Origin of the sequence: Comamonas sp. JUb58 (assembly GCF_004364775.1) — a bacterium.
Lineage (GTDB): Bacteria > Pseudomonadota > Gammaproteobacteria > Burkholderiales > Burkholderiaceae_C > Comamonas.
Map to the genome: position 1 here is coordinate 75212 of NZ_SOAL01000023.1, position 12797 is coordinate 88008.

At 63.4% G+C, this 12797-nt stretch carries 10 protein-coding genes; 6 read left to right on the forward strand and 4 right to left on the reverse strand.

The annotated features are described in order from the left end of the window. Positions 1–11 precede the first annotated feature (11 nt). From EDF71_RS21370 to EDF71_RS21380, 3 genes are all read right to left on the reverse strand, one after another. Positions 12–893: an alpha/beta hydrolase gene (locus EDF71_RS21370; RefSeq protein WP_133858556.1), complete on the reverse strand. Its 882-nt coding sequence runs from the start codon at positions 891–893 to the stop codon at positions 12–14. Positions 894–901: 8 nt separating this feature from the next. Then, positions 902–1363, reverse strand: coding sequence for a type II 3-dehydroquinate dehydratase (aroQ, locus tag EDF71_RS21375; RefSeq protein ID WP_133858557.1), 462 nt, complete (start codon positions 1361–1363; stop codon positions 902–904). A gap of 167 nt (positions 1364–1530) precedes the next feature. Then, entirely contained in the window at positions 1531–1878 is a 348-nt protein-coding gene (locus tag EDF71_RS21380) for a hypothetical protein (protein WP_027010469.1), read from the reverse strand. A gap of 207 nt (positions 1879–2085) precedes the next feature. On the opposite strand from EDF71_RS21380, the gene EDF71_RS21385 reads away from it, so the two are divergent. Continuing rightward, positions 2086–3903: a glutamine--tRNA ligase/YqeY domain fusion protein gene (locus EDF71_RS21385; protein ID WP_133858558.1), complete on the forward strand. Its 1818-nt coding sequence runs from the start codon at positions 2086–2088 to the stop codon at positions 3901–3903. A gap of 68 nt (positions 3904–3971) precedes the next feature. Here the strand turns inward: EDF71_RS21385 and EDF71_RS21390 are convergent, their stop codons facing one another. Beyond that, positions 3972–5618, reverse strand: a complete 1647-nt coding sequence (locus EDF71_RS21390; RefSeq protein ID WP_133858559.1) for an acyl-CoA synthetase — start codon at positions 5616–5618, stop codon at positions 3972–3974. A gap of 137 nt (positions 5619–5755) precedes the next feature. Between EDF71_RS21390 and dnaG the strand changes: the two genes are divergently transcribed. From dnaG to EDF71_RS21415, 5 genes are all read left to right on the forward strand, one after another. Next, the gene (dnaG, locus tag EDF71_RS21395) at positions 5756–7819 is read left to right on the forward strand and encodes a DNA primase (RefSeq protein WP_243854389.1); all 2064 of its coding nucleotides are present in this window, start codon (positions 5756–5758) and stop codon (positions 7817–7819) included. A gap of 352 nt (positions 7820–8171) precedes the next feature. After that, entirely contained in the window at positions 8172–10643 is a 2472-nt protein-coding gene (gene rpoD, locus EDF71_RS21400) for an RNA polymerase sigma factor RpoD (protein WP_133858560.1), read from the forward strand. Between the two features lie 113 nt (positions 10644–10756). Next, positions 10757–11587 carry a formate dehydrogenase accessory sulfurtransferase FdhD gene (fdhD, locus tag EDF71_RS21405; RefSeq protein WP_133858561.1) on the forward strand — a complete coding sequence of 277 codons (831 nt, stop codon included), beginning with the start codon at positions 10757–10759 and terminating at the stop codon, positions 11585–11587. A gap of 285 nt (positions 11588–11872) precedes the next feature. Beyond that, entirely contained in the window at positions 11873–12178 is a 306-nt protein-coding gene (locus EDF71_RS21410; RefSeq protein ID WP_027010615.1) for a winged helix-turn-helix transcriptional regulator, read from the forward strand. A 112-nt stretch (positions 12179–12290) separates the two neighbouring features. Then, positions 12291–12644, forward strand: a complete 354-nt coding sequence (locus EDF71_RS21415; RefSeq protein WP_133858562.1) for an FKBP-type peptidyl-prolyl cis-trans isomerase — start codon at positions 12291–12293, stop codon at positions 12642–12644. Positions 12645–12797 lie beyond the last annotated feature (153 nt).

Sequence of the window (12797 nt, forward strand, 5' to 3'; positions counted from 1 at the left end):
AGGTGAATCAATCAGGAAGAAAGCAGCGGCAGCAGCGCCGCCATAAAGGCCTCGGGCTGCTCGTACTGCACCCAATGGCCGCTGTCAGGCAACCGCACAAAGGCCTGCAGATGGGGGGTGACCGCGCGGTATTTGTGCTCCAGCGCAGGCATATAGCTCTTGTAGAGGGCGTCGTAGGCGCCATAGATCGCAGCCACCGGGCAGGCAATCTGCGGCAGCGACTGCGCCAGGATATCGGTGTTGGCCAGGCGCCGGCGTGGCAGGCGATCGCGCAGCACATTGTGCTGGTGCAAGGCCAGGGCCTGGTCGTCGATCTTGGCGGCATCCCAGAGCATCAGCGCGCCCAGGTTGTAGCGGTGCATCTCCAGCTGCTCGGCCGGGTCGCTCAGATGGCGCCAACCCTTCAAGCTGAACTGCTTCTCCGGCACCACACCCATGGCCGGGGCGCCGACCAAGACCAGGCGCTCCACCGCCTGCGGGTAGGCAGCAGTCAGCATGGCTGCGGTCATGCCGCCGAACGAGAAACCCATCAGCTGGCAAGGCAGCAGATCCAGCTGCGCCATGCCAGCATGCAAAGGCGCCAGCATCGCATCGGCATCGGCGCCCTGCGCTGGCGGGTCGGAATCGCCAAAACCCGGCAGATCAGGCAGCCAGAGCTCGTAGCCTTGGGCCAGCAGCGCATCGATATTGCGGATCCAGTGGGTCCAGCTGCCACTGCCGCCATGCAGCATCACCAGGGGCAGCCTGCCGGGGCGGCGCTCGCCCCAGGTATGCCAGACCAGGGTCTGGCCCTCATGCTGGGTGGTCCGCCGTGTCGCCTGGGCCAGCAAGCGCTGGTACAGCGCCGGCAAGGGCAGCAAGCCCGCCGCGCTGGTGTCTAGAACATCCGACATCGCAAGCCTCAGGCAGCGGGTGCCAGCAGCACCTGGGCCACGGCATCGATCGCAATGCTGTAGCCCTGCACGCCCAGGCCGCAGATGACGGCCTTGGCGACGGGCGCAATATAGGAATGGTGGCGGAAGGCCTCGCGGGCATGCACATTGCTGATGTGCAGCTCGATCACCGGCAGGGCCGCGCCCTTGATCGCATCCATCAAGGCCACGCTGGTGTGGGTGTAGGCGGCGGCATTGAGCACCACGCCGGCCAATTGGCCCTCGCGCTGCAATTGGCCCGCCTCGTGCAGCCAGTCGATCAAGGCGCCTTCATGGTTGCTTTGGTGAAAACGCAGCGCCAGCTGGTTGCGGGCGGCGGCCTGGGCGCAGAGCTGCTCGACATCGGCCAAGGTGTGGGCACCATAGATGGTGGGCTCGCGCAGGCCCAGCAGATTCAGGTTCGGGCCGTTCAGTACAAAAACAGTTTTCATCTCAGCTTCCACAACGGACAACAGCTGTGGATTATCCGAGCATTCGGCCCTCCAGCGCACAGCCCAAGCGACAGCGCAGCGCTTGGAGACTTTGAACAGGTTCTTAAGCAGCGCGCATAAAAAAGCCCTGGCGAGCCAGGGCATGGTTGCTAGCGCAGCGCGGCTGCTCAATAGCGGTAGTAATCGCGGTCGTGGCGATGGTGGCGGTAGTAGCGGCCGGGAGGCGGGCCGTAATACACGGGCGCTGGGCGGTAGACCGGTGCGGGGCGGTAGACCACGGCAGGGGGCGGAGGCGCCACATACACGGGCTGGGGCGCATACACAGGGGGAGGCGCCACATAGACAGGCTGGGGTGCGTACACCGGCGCAGGGGCCACGTACACCGGAGCGGGCACATTGATACCCACCGACCAGGACACCCGGCTGGCATGGGCGCCAGCGCTCATCAGCGCCAAGCCAGTCAGCACCGCAGCGGCGGCCCAGCGAGAGCCTTGTTTCAGCATCGAATTGCGCATATTGATCTCCTTGCGAGAATCCCTGAAAAATGTCATTGGACTTTCAACGCGGCAAGCAGGCAGAAAGATACCAAACGCTCTGCAAATTATGGTTTCAAGACAAGATATCCTGTTGCAAAGCGTAAGTGACATGCCTGACCTGGGGTCAGAGCCCCAGAAACCGCAATACGTTCCAGCCATCAGGGTACTCCCTTAGAATACACAACTATGAATGCACCTGCCCCGAGCGCTTCGCACAACGGTAGTGACGAAGTGGTCAAACCCACCAATTTCCTGCGACAAATCATCGAGTCCGACCTCGAAAAAGGCAGCTACGCCCAGCGCCACTGGGGTGGCACGCCTGGCGATGCCCAGCACCACCAGCAGGGCCCCGTCGACCCGGCCAAGATCCGCACCCGCTTCCCCCCCGAGCCCAATGGCTACCTGCACGTGGGCCATGCCAAGGCCATTTGCCTGAACTTTGGTCTCGCCCGTGACTTTGGTGGCGTCTGCCACCTGCGCTTTGACGACACCAACCCGGAGAAGGAAGACCAGGAGTATGTGGACGGCATCATCGATGCCGTGCGCTGGCTGGGTTTTGACTGGAAGGACCCGAGCGGCGAGCAGAACCTGTACTACGCCAGCAACTACTTCGACTTCATGTACCGCTGCGCGGTCTACCTGATCGAGCAAGGCCTGGCCTATGTGGACGAGCAATCCGCCGAAGAGATGAAGGCCAACCGGGGCGATTTCACGCGCCCTGGTGTCAACAGCCCCTTCCGCGACCGCAGCGTAGCCGAGAACCTACAGCGCTTTGCCGACATGAAGGAGGGCAAGCTGCCCGATGGCGCGGCCGTGCTGCGCGCCAAGATCGACATGACGGCGCCCAACATCAACCTGCGTGATCCTGCGATCTACCGGGTGCGCCATGCCGAGCACCACAACACCGGCAACCAATGGTGCATCTACCCGATGTACACCTTTGCGCACCCGATCGAGGACGCCTACGAGCACATCACCCACTCGATCTGCACCCTGGAGTTCGAGGACCAGCGCCCCTTCTACGACTGGTTGCTGGACAACCTGCGCACCGGCGGCCTGATCGATGCGCCCCAGCCGCGCCAGTACGAGTTCTCGCGCCTGAACCTGACCTATGTGATCACCAGCAAGCGCAAGCTCAAGCACCTGGTGGACAACCAATTGGTCAGCGGCTGGGACGACCCACGCATGCCCACCGTCGTCGGCCTGCGCCGCCGTGGCTACACCCCCGCGTCCATCCGCAATTTCTGCGAGCGCATCGGTGTTACCAAGGACTACGCCTGGATCGACTACGCGACCTTGGACGGCTGCCTGCGCGAAGACCTGGAAAACCAGGCCCACCGCGCCATGGTGGTGCTGGACCCGGTCAAGCTGGAGCTGAGCAACTGGGCCGAGGTGTTTGGCAGTGCCGAGCACCTGGAAGCCTGCAGCCTGCCCGCCCTGCCTCACCCGGCAGAAGGCCAGGTCGCCCCTGAGCGCCACTTCAGCCTGGGCCGCGAGGTCTGGATCGAGCGCGAAGACTTTGCCGAAGTGCCTCCCAAGGGCTACAAGCGCCTGTTCCCCGGTAACAAGGTGCGCCTCAAGGGCGGCTATGTGATCGAGTGCACGGGCTGCGAGAAGGATGCCGATGGCGTGATCACCAAGGTGCAGGCCACCGTGGTGCCCGACACCAAGAGCGGCACGCCTGGTGCGGACAGCGTCAAGGTCAAGGCCGCCATCACCTGGGTGGGCGTGGCCGATGGTGTGGAAGCCGAAGTGCGCCTCTACGACCGTCTGTTCACCGATCCACAGCCCGATGCCGGCGGCAAGGACTTCCTGGCCCTGCTCAATCCGGACAGCCTCAAGGTCGTGACCGCCTATGTCGAGCCTTCGCTGAAGACGGCGCAGCCCGATGACAAGTTCCAGTTCGAGCGCTTTGGCTACTTTGTGGCAGACCGCCATGACCACCGCAGCGACAAGCCGGTGTTCAACAAGATCACCGGCTTGAAGGATTCCTGGGGCAAGTAAGCGCCAAGGCCTGATCCGCCGAACCCAACCCGCCCCAGCTTGCTGCGGCGGGTTTTTTCCATGGGCGATTAACTGTCTATGGCGTCCACAGATCCCGCCTGCTTGCGCAGCTCGAACTTCTGGATCTTGCCGGTGCTGGTCTTGGGCAGCTCGCCAAACACCACCGCACGCGGGATCTTGAAGCCGGCCAGATGCTTTTTGCAGTGGGCGACGATGTCCTCAGCGCTCACCTGCGCGCCGGGCTTGAGCTCGACAAAGGCGCAAGGCGTCTCGCCCCAGCGCGCATCGGGCTTGGCCACCACGGCAGCGGCCAGCACGGCGGGGTGGCGGTAGAGGACATCCTCGACCTCGATGGACGAGATGTTCTCGCCGCCCGAGATGATGATGTCCTTGCTGCGGTCCTTGATCTTGATATAGCCATCCGGGTCCTGCACCGCCAGGTCGCCGGTGTGGAACCAGCCACCGCGAAACGCCTCCTGCGTCGCCTCGGGGTTTTTCAGGTAGCCCTTCATCGCGATATTGCCGCGCAGCATGATCTCGCCCATGGTCTGGCCGTCCTGCGGCACGGCCGCCATCGTCTCCGGATCGCGCACCTGGGCATCGCGCTGCAGGTGGTAGCGCAAGCCCTGGCGGGCGTTGAGGCGGGCACGTTCGCCCACGTCCATGGCCTGCCAGTCGGGCTGCTGGGCGCAGACCGTCACCGGGCCATAGACCTCGGTCAGCCCATAGACATGGGTCAGGTCAAAGCCCAGCTGCTCCATGCCCTCAATCATCGCCGCCGGCGGCGCGGCACCGGCCACCATGCATTTGACGCCGGCGGGCACGCCCTCCTTCAAGGCCGCAGGCGCGTTGACCAGCAGGCTGTGCACAATCGGCGCGCCGCAGTAGTGGCTCACGCCATGGTTCTTGATCGCCGCAAAAATCGCTTGCGCATCGACCCTGCGCAGGCAGACATTGACGCCGGCGCGCAGCGCCACCGTCCAGGGAAAGCACCAGCCGTTGCAGTGGAACATCGGCAGGGTCCAGAGGTAGACCGCGAACTTGGGCATGTCCCACTCCAGCACATTGCTGATGGCATTCACCGCTGCGCCCCGGTGGTGGTAGACCACGCCCTTGGGGTTGCCCGTGGTGCCGCTGGTGTAGTTCAGCGCAATGGCATCCCATTCATCGCCAGGCAGCTGCCAGTCAAAGCTGGCATCGCCCTGGGCCAGCAAGGCCTCGTAGCTCAGGCTGCCCAGCCGCTCGCTGGCCTCGCCGTAGAGCGCATCCTCCACATCCACCAGCAGGATGGGCGCCTGCGATTGGCGCAGCGCCAAGGCCTTGGCCACCACGCTGGCATATTCCGGGTCCACGATCAGCGCCTTGGCCTCACCATGGTCCAGCATGAAGGCGATCGTTTGCGGATCGAGCCGGGTGTTGAGGGTATTGAGCACCGCGCCCGCCATCGGCACGCCAAAATGCGCCTCCACCATCGGCGGGGTGTTGGGCAGCATCACCGCCACCGTGTCGTTCTTGCCAATGCCATGCTGCTGCAAGGCGCTGGCCAGTTGCCGGCAGCGCGCATAGGTCTGGGCCCAGGTCTGGCGCAGTTCGCCGTGGATGATGGCCAGCCGGTCGGGGTAGACCTCGGCGCTGCGGGCAATGAAGCCCAGCGGGGTCATTGGCGTGTGGTTGGCCTCATTGCGGGCCAGTCCGGTGTCAAAAATGCTGCTCATGGCGGTGGGTCTCTCCTCGGCAAACACTGTGCCACAAGCGGCTGACGCAAGGATGGCGCGCTGTCACCCGATCGATAGCCGGGATTTGCCATTGACCAGGGGCAGATTGGGGTGGCGCTGCGGCGGCGTAGCCCGGCATGCGCGACAATAGCCGGGTGTCCATTCCCCAGTCATTTATCCAGGAGCTGCTCTCCCGCGTCGACGTTGTCGACGTGGTGGGCCGCTATGTGCAGCTGAAAAAAGGCGGCGCCAACCTCATGGGGCTCTGCCCCTTCCATGGCGAGAAATCGCCCTCCTTCAGCGTCAGCCCTTCCAAGCAGTTCTACCACTGCTTTGGCTGCGGCAAAAACGGCAATGCCATCGGTTTTCTGATGGACCACACCGGCATGGGCTTTCGCGAAGCGGTGACCGACCTGGCCCAGAGCGTAGGTCTGCCGGTGCCCGAAGACGATGTCTCGCCCCAGCAGCGCGAGCGCGCCGCGCAGGCGCGCGAAAAGCAGGCCTCGCTCACCGATCTGCTCGAAAAAGCCGGTGACGCCTACCGCAAGCAGCTGTCACAGTCGCCCAAGGCGATTGCCTACCTCAAGGGCCGGGGCGTCAGCGGCATCACCGCCAAGCGCTTTGGCCTGGGCTATGCGCCCGAAGGCTGGCGCAGCCTGGCCAGCATCTTCCCCGCCTATGACGACGCCAAGCTGGTCGAATCCGGCCTGGTGATCGAGTCCGACGACGGCGAAGGCAAGCGCTACGACCGCTTCCGCGACCGGGTGATGTTCCCGATCCGCAATATCAAGGGCGAATGCATCGGCTTTGGCGGCCGCGTGTTTGGCGATGAAAAGCCCAAGTACCTGAACTCGCCCGAAACCCCGGTCTTCCACAAGGGCCGCGAGCTCTATGGCCTGTTCGAGGCCCGCACCGCCATCCGCGAGCATGGCTATGTGCTGGTGACCGAAGGCTATATGGACGTGGTCGCGCTGGCCCAGTTGGGCTTTCCGAATGCGGTGGCCACCTTGGGCACCGCCTGCACGCCCGACCATGTGCACAAGCTGTTCCGCTTTACCGACACCGTGGTCTTCAGCTTTGATGGCGACGCCGCCGGCCGCCGCGCGGCCCGCAAGGCGCTGGATGGCGCGCTGGCCTATGCCAGCGACACCCGCAGCATCAAGTTTCTGTTTTTGCCAGCCGAGCACGACCCGGACAGCTTTGTGCGCGAATACGGCGCCGATGCCTTTGCCCGCCATGTGCATGACGCGATGCCGCTGTCGCGCTTCCTGCTCGAAGCGGCCAGCGAGCTCTGCGACCTGGGCCAGGCCGAAGGCCGGGCGCGCATGTCCAGCAACGCCCGCCCGCTGTGGAACCTGCTGCCCGATGGCGCACTCAAGCGCCAGCTGCTTGGCGAGATCGCCGACAAGGCCCAGTTGCCCGCTGCCGAGCTGGAAGGCCTGTGGCAAAAGACCACGGCCCAGGAGCAAGCCCGCCAAAGCGGTGGCAGTCAGGCAGCGGCCAGCAGCGGCCCGCGCCATGCGCCGTCGTGGGATGCCCCGCCCATGGGCGCCGACAGCATGCCCGCCTATGGCGATGCGCCGCCCTGGGGCAGCGACACCGTCATGGACCGCTACCCCGGCCAGCGCAACGAAAGCTTTGGCGAGCCGCGCAGCCCCCATGGTGGCGGCAACGGCTACACCAAGCGCAGCGGCGAGTGGCGCCCGGGCCAGGGTGGCCGCAAAGGCGGCTGGCAGGCCCGGCCCGAGCCCCAACCGCCGATGCCCAGCGTGGCGGTAACCCGCGAAGACCAGGCCGCCCGCCTGCTGCTGTCGCACATGGCCTTTCTGGAGAATTTCTCGCCCGAGGACGCCGCCACCCTGGCCCAGCTGTCTGCCCCCCACGGCCCGCTGTTTGCCTGGGTGGAGCAGCAGTTCCTGGCCCACGGTGCCCAATCCTGGGCAGTGCTGCGCGAGCACATGCGCGGCCATGCCATCGAGGCCTTTGCCGCCGAGCTGATGCGGGGCCAGCATGCGCAGATCGACGGCCCGCTCGACGAGATCCGCGCCGAGCTGCGCGACTCGCTCAGCCGCATCGTGCTCGACCAGCTTGAAGAACAAAACCGCCAGTTGGTCACCCAGGCCTCCGACCCGCAGGCGCTGCGCCGCTACCAGAGCAATTTCCACCGCATCGGCCTGCTCAAGCGCCAGGTCAATAAATAGACGGAGTTCCAAATAGCCAGAGGGCATATAAAAATATTTGCCCTGATTGCCGTACAGGCCCTTGACATTGGCCAAAAAGGTATAATATTTGACACATCGGCAAGAGCGACAGCAGCACCTCCGGACCGGGCCCGTATGAAGAATCATGCGATTTGCCACCAGCGCAAGTGCCCAAAATACCGCAAGGACTGCATTCCAAATGTTCGCCCCCACATCTTGCCTTGAGGCTTAGCGCCTCGTGCAGCCGCGTTGTTCGCCACAGTTTTGTGGCGATTGACCACTGCAGTTTTAATGCGCCGGTGATGGCGCTTGCCAGTTTTCTTTGTGTGTTCTCTTTGCTCTGAGGGTGTCCATGCCAGCTACAAAGTCCGCGAAGTCGTCCGTCAAGTCGTCCACTACCACCAGCGCGGCCAAAAGTGCCAAAGCTACAGCAGCCAGCCCTGCCGCCAAACCGGCGGCCAAACGCGCTACTGCTGCAGCAGGCAAAACCGTAAAAGCCAGTGCTGCGCCCACCCCAGCCAAGGCAGCGACGAAGAAGGTTAGCTCCGTGTCCGAAAAACAACGCCTGTCCCAGGCCGAACTGCTCAAGGCAGCCGATGCCCTGCTCAACGCAGGTGCCCCCAAAAAGCGCGCCGCCAAGAAAAGCGAAGCCGCCGATGAAGATACCCCGGTGAAGGCCAAGGCCGCCACCAAGACCGTGACCAAGGCCAAGACCGCCAAGGCCGAAGACGACAAGCCCAAGGCGCCGCGCAAGACCGCCGCCGCCAAGACCACCAAGGCCAAAGCCAAGGACAAGGGCGATGAAGATATCGACGATACCGATTTCTCGGACATCGAAGAGGACATCGCGGGCGACAGCGAAGAAGTCGTAGAAACCTCGACCGCTGCGTCGGATGCACCGGCCGAGAAGGTCAAGCCGCTGCGCATGAAGGTCTCCAAGGCCAAGGAACGCGCCTTGATGAAGGAGTTCGGCCTCGATGAAGCCGTGCTGACCGAAGAGGAAATGTCCACCCGCCGTCAGCGCCTGAAGGCCCTGATCAAGCTGGGCAAGACCCGTGGCTACCTGACCAACGCCGAAATCTCCGACCACTTGCCCGACAAGCTGGTCGATGCCGAGACGCTGGAAGTGGTGATCTCCATGTTGAACGACATGGGCGTGGCCGTCTACGAACAGACGCCTGACGCAGAAACCCTGCTGCTGAACAACACCGGCCAGTCCGCCACCACCGAAGAAGAAGCCGAAGAAGAAGCCGAAGCGGCTTTGTCGACGGTGGATTCCGAGTTCGGCCGCACCACCGACCCCGTGCGCATGTACATGCGTGAAATGGGCACGGTCGAGCTGCTGACGCGTGAAGGCGAAATTGAAATCGCCAAGCGCATCGAAGGCGGCCTGCAGGACATGATGCTGGCCATCAGCGCATCGCCCGCCACCATTGCCGAGATTCTGGCGATGGGCGAAGAGATCCGCGAAGGCAAGGTCGTCATCTCCACCGTGGTGGACGGCTTCTCCGACGCTGACGAAAACGACGACTACGTGGCCGAAGAAGACTTCGACGAATACGACGAAGAAGACGACGACGACGGCAAGGGCGGCTCCAAGGCGCTGACCAAGAAGCTGGAAGAGCTGAAGAACGAAGCGCTGTCGCGCTTTGCCAAGCTGCAGTCGCTGTTCGAGCAGCTGCACGCCGCCTACGACAAGAGCGGCTACGGCACGGCCCAGTACACCAAGGTACAGAGCCAGTTGTCGGCCGAGCTGATGACCATCCGCTTCACCGCCAAGACCATTGAAAAGCTCTGCGACATGCTGCGCGAGCAGGTCGACAGCGTGCGCCAGAAAGAGCGTGCCCTGCGCAAGATCATTGTCGAGAAGTGCGGTCTGCCCCAAGAGAAGTTCATCCAACTGTTCCCTGCCAACCTGCTCAACCTGCAATGGATCGAGAAGGAAGCGCAAGCGGGCAACAGCTGGAGCGCCATCATGGGCCGCAACATCCCGCCCGTGCAAGAGCTGCAGCAAAACCTGATCGACCTGCAAGCCCGCGTGGTCGTGCCGCTCGATGAGCTCAAGCTCATCAACAAGCGCATGAACGACGGCGAGCGCGCATCGCGCAATGCCAAGAAGGAAATGATCGAGGCGAACTTGCGCCTGGTGATCTCGATTGCCAAGAAGTACACCAACCGCGGTCTGCAGTTCCTGGATCTGATCCAGGAAGGCAACATCGGTCTGATGAAGGCCGTGGACAAGTTCGAATACCGCCGCGGCTACAAGTTCTCGACCTATGCGACCTGGTGGATTCGCCAGGCGATCACGCGCTCGATTGCGGACCAGGCTCGTACCATCCGCATTCCGGTGCACATGATCGAGACCATCAACAAGATGAACCGCATCAGCCGCCAGCACTTGCAAGAGTTCGGCTTCGAGCCTGATGCCTCCATCCTGGCCGAGAAGATGGAGATCCCGGAAGACAAGATCCGCAAGATCATGAAGATCGCCAAAGAGCCGATCTCGATGGAAACGCCGATCGGTGATGATGACGACAGCCACCTGGGCGACTTCATTGAAGACAGCGCCAACACCGCGCCCGTCGATGCCGCGATGCAGGCCGGTCTGCGCGATGTGGTCAAGGACATCCTCGATGGTCTGACCCCACGCGAAGCCAAGGTGCTGCGCATGCGCTTCGGTATTGAAATGTCCACCGACCACACGCTGGAAGAAGTGGGCAAGCAATTTGACGTGACGCGCGAGCGCATCCGCCAGATCGAAGCCAAGGCGCTGCGCAAGCTCAAGCACCCCAGCCGCTCGGACAAGCTGCGCAGCTTCATCTAAGCGCCCTTCCAAGACCTGGTCTAGCCTGCAAACCCCGCCTCGGCGGGGTTTGTTTTTTGGTGCGCCTGCCCAGGCCCCAACGCCGGCATTCGCTTTGCGTCACAATCAACGCCATGTCTTCCGATCTGCCCAGCGCCGTCCAGCAACTGCCCGCCACCGTGATCACGCCAGAGGCTTCGGTCTCGCGCCTGGATGCGGTTGCGGCCGAAGTGCCGGTGGCCCTGGTGTTCAACGGCATCTCGCATGCGGTGATGATGTGCAGCCCCCAGGACCTGGAAGTGTTCGCCTTGGGCTTTGCACTCTCCGAAGGCATCATCGACCAGGCGGCCGACTGCTATGGCATCGAGGTGCAGCCGCTCGCGCCCTGCGGCACGGACCCGGAGGCACCGGGCATCAGCGTGGAGATGCAGATCGCCAGCCGCTGCTTTGTGCGCCTCAAGGAAAGGCGCCGCGCCCTCACCGGCCGCACGGGCTGCGGCATCTGCGGCATTGATTCGATGGACGCGCTGGACCTGGTGCCTGAGCCTTTGCCAGCGCTGGCCGACTGGGTGAGCCAGCTGGACCTGGAAGCCTTGCAGACCGCGTTTTCTCAGCTGCCCCAGCTGCAGCTGCTCAACCAGCAGGCCGGCGCCGTGCATGCCGCCGGCTGGGCCACGCCGGCCGGGCAGTTGCTGGTCGCGCTGGAAGATGTGGGCCGCCACAATGCGCTGGACAAGCTGCTGGGCCATATGGCGCAGCAGCAGATGCTGGGCCAGCCCGGCTTTGTGGTGATGACCAGCCGGGCCAGCTACGAGCTGGTGCGCAAATGCGCGCGCATGGGCCTGCCGGTGCTGGCCACCATCTCGGCGCCCACCAGCCTGGCCATCCAGGTGGCCAACCAGGCCGGCATGCGCCTGTTTGGCCTGTGCCGGGGCCCACGCATGGTGCGCTACAGCACCCACTGACAGGCGTCCAGACCCTGTAAAACGGGGCCCCGACCGCGCTGCGCCAAGGGGTCACTTTTGCGCTGCAACGCCTTTGGGACGGGCATTGCACACTCAAAAACCGTAGCAATTGAACAACACTTCCGCTGCCGCCTGCGCCCAATCGGCAGCTGCGCCTATACATCGCCGATGAAGAGCTATTAAACTTGTAGCAGATGTTGCCGCGACGCTGATCGCACCCTCTATGTGGATTTGCATGCGAAGGCCTGGACCTCGCTCCTCAACACAGCGCAAGGAGACCCTTACATGAGCGCCAAGGAAAACACCGCCATCAACCAGCTCTTCGAGCGGTTGGAATGCCGCTACGCTTTGCGTGTGCTCTGGGCATTGCGTGACGGACATCCCCAGACCTTCCGCTTGCTGCAGGACAGCGTGGGTGGCATTACGCCCAACACGCTCAACACCCGCATCAAGGAGCTGCGCGAGGCCGGTTTCCTCGACCACAACAGCGACGGCTACACCGTCACCCCCTCGGGGCAGGACCTGCTCAAGCGCCTGTCCGACGTACAGGCCTTTGCCACACGCTGGGTGGCGGCACAGACCAAGAAGTAAATTCCACCCGCTCCCCTGCCTTTTTGGCCCCCTGAGCCCGCCTTGTGCGGGCTCTGTGTTTGCCAGGCGGGTATGATCGCAGCTGGTAGCAAAGCACTCACAAAGGAATCACATGACCACCGTCACCACCCCATCCGGCCTGCAGTACGAAGACACGGAAGTTGGCACCGGCGCCGAAGCGGCCAAGGGCAAGCAAGTCACCGTGCACTACACCGGCTGGCTCTACAACAATGGTGAGCAAGGCGCCAAGTTCGACTCCAGCAAGGACCGCAATGACCCTTTCGTGTTCCCTCTGGGCGCCGGCATGGTCATCAAGGGCTGGGACGAAGGCGTTCAAGGCATGAAGGTGGGCGGCAAGCGCACCCTGATCATCCCCGCTGAGCTGGGCTATGGTGCACGCGGCGCAGGCGGCGTGATTCCTCCCAACGCCACCCTCAAGTTCGATGTGGAACTGCTGAAGGTCTAAGGCGCACAGGCCTGCTGGCCTCTGAACCATCCCCATAAAAAAAACTGCACATGGCGACTGAACTGACCCCAAGAAGTTGGACAGTTGAATGTTAGCGGCTCAAGGCCTGAGTTCGGTACTCCACCGGGCTCAGGCCTTTTAGTTTGAGCTTGA

Bases quoted from the DNA above. Each gene is read 5' to 3' on its own strand.
- EDF71_RS21370 (WP_133858556.1), bottom strand. From the start codon at position 893: ATGTCGGATGTTCTAGACACCAGCGCGGCGGGCTTGCTGCCCTTGCCG.
- aroQ (WP_133858557.1), bottom strand. From the start codon at position 1,363: ATGAAAACTGTTTTTGTACTGAACGGCCCGAACCTGAATCTGCTGGGC.
- EDF71_RS21380 (WP_027010469.1), bottom strand. From the start codon at position 1,878: ATGCGCAATTCGATGCTGAAACAAGGCTCTCGCTGGGCCGCCGCTGCG.
- EDF71_RS21385 (WP_133858558.1), top strand. From the start codon at position 2,086: ATGAATGCACCTGCCCCGAGCGCTTCGCACAACGGTAGTGACGAAGTG.
- EDF71_RS21390 (WP_133858559.1), bottom strand. From the start codon at position 5,618: ATGAGCAGCATTTTTGACACCGGACTGGCCCGCAATGAGGCCAACCAC.
- dnaG (WP_243854389.1), top strand. From the start codon at position 5,756: ATGCGCGACAATAGCCGGGTGTCCATTCCCCAGTCATTTATCCAGGAG.
- rpoD (WP_133858560.1), top strand. From the start codon at position 8,172: ATGCCAGCTACAAAGTCCGCGAAGTCGTCCGTCAAGTCGTCCACTACC.
- fdhD (WP_133858561.1), top strand. From the start codon at position 10,757: ATGTCTTCCGATCTGCCCAGCGCCGTCCAGCAACTGCCCGCCACCGTG.
- EDF71_RS21410 (WP_027010615.1), top strand. From the start codon at position 11,873: ATGAGCGCCAAGGAAAACACCGCCATCAACCAGCTCTTCGAGCGGTTG.
- EDF71_RS21415 (WP_133858562.1), top strand. From the start codon at position 12,291: ATGACCACCGTCACCACCCCATCCGGCCTGCAGTACGAAGACACGGAA.